A 2,843-nucleotide genomic window follows, 5' to 3' on the forward strand; every position below is an offset into this window, starting at 1 on the left:
GCCACCCCCGGCCTTATAAACTCCCCGTCCGTGTTCTAGCCCCATTGGGGTGGGCACCCCCCCTCTTATTCCCACCAAAAATTGTCCACTTTTCTTCCTGACCCCAAAGTGGACATTTCGCCGGAGCCGTGCCGTGGGCCGTGCGTGTTGAGGTGGATCAAACCCTCCGCAAGCACGGCGGTATAGTCTGATTTGTAACAAATACCGTTCAGCCTCGTGATTCCACAGTCTTTCATTGCCGACCTGCTGAACCGCGTCGATATCGTCGATGTGGTGGGGCGCTACGTCCAGCTCAAGAAGGGCGGCGCCAATTACCAGGGCTTGTGCCCGTTCCATAACGAAAAATCCCCCAGCTTTACCGTCAGCCCGACCAAGCAGTTCTACCATTGCTTCGGCTGCGGCGCCCACGGTACGGCGATCGGCTTCCTGATCGAGTATTCGGGCATGGGCTTCGTGGATGCGGTGAAGGACCTGGCGCAGAACGTGGGCATGGTGGTGCCGGAGCAGGACGACAAGATCCCGCCCGCCCAGCGCGCCGCCATGCAGCAGCAATCGATGGCGCTGTCGGATGCCATGACCAAGGCGGCCGAATTCTATAAAGCCCAGCTGCGCCACGCGCCGCAAGCCATCGCCTACCTGAAAGGCCGCGGCCTGACCGGCGAAATCGCGGCCCGCTTCGCGCTCGGCTATTCGCCGTCGGGCTGGGATGCCCTGAAAGCCGTCTTCCCGGATTACGATAACCCGGTCCTGGTGGAAGCCGGCCTGATCATCCAGAACGTGGATGAGGACGGCAAGCGCACCAAGCGCTACGACCGCTTCCGTGAGCGCGTCATGTTCCCCATCCGTAATACCAAGGGCCAGGTGATCGCCTTCGGCGGCCGCATCATGGACCAGGGCGAGCCCAAGTACTTGAATTCCCCGGAAACGCCTTTATTTTCAAAAGGCTCGGAACTGTATGGCTTGTTCGAAGCGCGCCAGGCCATCCGCGACGCCGGCTATGTGCTGGTGACGGAAGGCTATATGGACGTGGTGGCATTGGCCCAGATGGGCTTCCCGCAGGCCGTGGCCACGCTGGGAACCGCCTGCACCACCACCCACGTCCAGAAACTGTTGCGCCAAACCGACACGGTCATCTTCAGCTTCGACGGCGACAAGGCCGGCCGCCGCGCCGCCCGGCGCGCGCTGGAGGCCTGCCTGCCGCACGTGTCGGACGACAAGACCATCAAGTTCCTGTTCCTGCCCGCCGAGCATGACCCGGACAGCTATATCCGCGAATATGGCGCCCAGGCCTTCGAGCAGCAGGTGCACGAAGCCATGCCGCTGTCGCAGTTCCTGCTGCGCGAAGCGGCTGGCGAGCATGATTTGACCTCGCCCGAAGGCCGCGCCCGCGTCCAGTTCGACGCCAAGCCGCTGCTGCAGGCGATGACGCCGACCGCGCTGCGCCTGCAGATCGTGCGCGGCCTGGCGACCATGACGCAGAGCACGCCCGGCGAAGTGGAGCAGCTGTTCGAGCTGGCCAAGCCGGTCGCCGCGAACAAGATCGCGCCGCCGAAAAGCCGGCGCGAACAGCCGGTGGGGCTGGAGCTGAAGCTGATCCGCGTGATGATCACGCACCCGACGCTCTCGCTCTACCTGGACGACGAAGCCCTGCTGGCCTTCGCCCACTTCGGCCAGGAAGCGGCCGAGCGGCTGATCTGGCTGGTGGTGCAAGCCCAGTCGCTGGGCGAGCAGGGCAGTTTCGCTGCCCTGTGCCAATTGTTAAAAGAGTCCGGCAGCGAGTACGATGCACTCATCAGTGAAATCGCCGCCGCACCGGAACCGGATATCGAAGGCGAGCGCCTGTGGCTGATGGCTACCGTGCGCCACCTGAAAATGGATGCGTTAAAACAGGAGCTGGACCAGCTGTTCAGCGCGGGTTTGTCTTCTGAGGAAATTGGTGTACGCTACCGCGAAATTACTGCCAAGCAAGATCAACTGCGCAAGGAGGCGGAATCGGAATTAGCACCTCGGTGAAATTCGGGGTCAGACCTGACCCCGAATTGCCGCGGCGCACGCAACCCTTCCCGTCTGGTAATTGTAAAGTGGCGTGCTATAATAAAATGCTAAATATTGCAATATTTAGCGGGGCAGTATTTTCGTTTGTTTTCAGTAAGTTATAGCAGTAGTTGTTGCAGTTTGTAGTGGACTTAACTATTCCCGAAAGCGCCTGTGCCAGCAAAGAAACCTGAAACCAAAGCGGCTGAAAAGCCTCGCAAAGTGACCGCCAAGCCTGCGACGAAGTCGGCTGATAAACCGGCTACTCGCGTTACCAAGGCACCGCCGGTGGTTAGTCAGACTACGGATGCAGCCGCGCTGGCTGCCATCGATACTTCCGGGTACGTGCTGCCGACCGTCAAGGTGCCGGGTCGCCGTGGCCGCAAGCCGAAGGAATTCCAGCCTGAGAACGACGAGGTGGCAGCACTGAATGCCGTCGAGCGCGCCGAAATGAAGGCTGCGGACAAGGCGAAAGCCAAGGACCGCAAGGCCAAGGAAAAGGCATTGCTGAAAGACGCCTTCTCGTCCGACACGGAAGCGACGGAAGAGGAGCTGGAGCGCCGCCGCCAAAAACTGAAAACGCTGATCAAGTTCGGTAAGGAGCGCGGCTTCCTGACCTACGCCGAGATCAACGACCACCTGCCTGAAAATATCGTCGATCCGGAAGCGATCGAAGGCATTATCGGCACCTTCAACGACATGGGCATCGCCGTGTACGAACACGCGCCCGATGCCGAGACCCTGCTGCTGTCGGATAACGTCGCCACTGTCACCAGCGACGACGAGGCGGAAGCCGCCGCCGAAGCCGC

General features: G+C 61.0%; 2 protein-coding genes. Both read left to right on the forward strand.

Features of this window, described 5'->3' with window-relative positions; translation table 11 throughout:
- The first annotated feature begins 216 nt into the window (after positions 1 to 216).
- Entirely contained in the window at positions 217 to 2,013 is a 1,797-nt protein-coding gene (gene dnaG, locus ACE3TQ_RS23860; RefSeq protein ID WP_374585700.1) for a DNA primase, read from the forward strand.
- A 195-nt stretch (positions 2,014 to 2,208) separates the two neighbouring features.
- The coding region (locus ACE3TQ_RS23865; protein ID WP_374585702.1) for an RNA polymerase sigma factor region1.1 domain-containing protein at positions 2,209 to 2,843 on the forward strand (635 nt) is incomplete at its 3' end.

Origin of the sequence: Pseudoduganella sp. (genome assembly GCF_041914865.1) — a bacterium.
Classification (GTDB): Bacteria; Pseudomonadota; Gammaproteobacteria; order Burkholderiales; family Burkholderiaceae_D; genus Rugamonas.